The following is a 1,047-nucleotide window of genomic DNA, read 5'->3' on the forward strand; positions in this document are numbered from 1 at the left end:
CTGGATTCGGCGATCGTGCACGCGTCGAAGATCCTGCCGATCGCCCGGTTCGACGAGGAGCAGGTCAATACCGCCCTCGACCTGATCTACGACCGGCGCACCGAGGACTACGACCCGCTGAAGAAGCTGATGGCCCTGTTCGAGGGGGTCAACACCAAGTCGCTGAAGGCGGGCCGGGCCGAGGAACTCCTCGCCCTGCCCCTGGACGAGCGCCTGCAGCGCCGGATCATCGACGGCGAGAAGAACGGCCTGGAGGCCGACCTCGACGAGGCACTGCAGACCCGGCCGGCGCTGGACATCGTCAACGACACCCTGCTGGAGGGCATGAAGGTCGTCGGCGAGCTGTTCGGCTCGGGTCAGATGCAGCTGCCGTTCGTGCTGCAGTCGGCCGAGGTGATGAAGACGGCGGTGGCCTACCTCGAGCCGCACATGGAGAAGACCGACGACGAGGGCAAGGGCACCATCGTGCTGGCCACCGTCCGCGGGGACGTGCACGACATCGGCAAGAACCTCGTCGACATCATCCTGACCAACAACGGCTACAACGTCGTCAACATCGGCATCAAGCAGCCGGTCTCGGCGATCCTGGAGGCCGCGCAGGAGCACAAGGCCGACGTCATCGGCATGTCGGGCCTGCTGGTGAAGTCGACCGTGATCATGAAGGAGAACCTGGAGGAGCTCAACCAGCGCAAGCTGGCCGCGGACTACCCGGTCATCCTCGGCGGCGCCGCCCTCACCCGCGCCTACGTCGAACAGGACCTCCACGAGATCTACGAAGGCGAAGTCCGCTACGCCCGCGACGCCTTCGAAGGCCTGCGCCTGATGGACGCCCTGATGGGCGTCAAGCGCGGAGTCCCCGGAGTCGAGCTCCCGCCCCTCAAGCAGCGCCGCGTACCCAAGCGGGAGACCCCGCTCCTCCTGGCGGAGCCCGAGGAGGGCGGCCGCTCCGACGTGGCCGTGGACAACCCGGTGCCCGCCCCGCCGTTCTGGGGCACCCGGGTGGTCAAGGGCATCCCGCTCAAGGACTACGCCTCCTGGCTCGACGAG

1 protein-coding gene is annotated in these 1,047 nt (G+C 67.5%); it reads left to right on the forward strand.

All coding sequences use genetic code 11. The annotated features are described in order from the left end of the window. A partial coding sequence (locus AB0D44_RS34385) for a B12-binding domain-containing protein (protein WP_362598854.1) occupies positions 1–1,047 on the forward strand: 1,047 nt, incomplete at both ends.

The sequence above is a fragment of the Streptomyces sp. NPDC048349 genome (assembly GCF_040651925.1).
Taxonomy (GTDB): Bacteria; Actinomycetota; Actinomycetes; order Streptomycetales; family Streptomycetaceae; genus Streptomyces.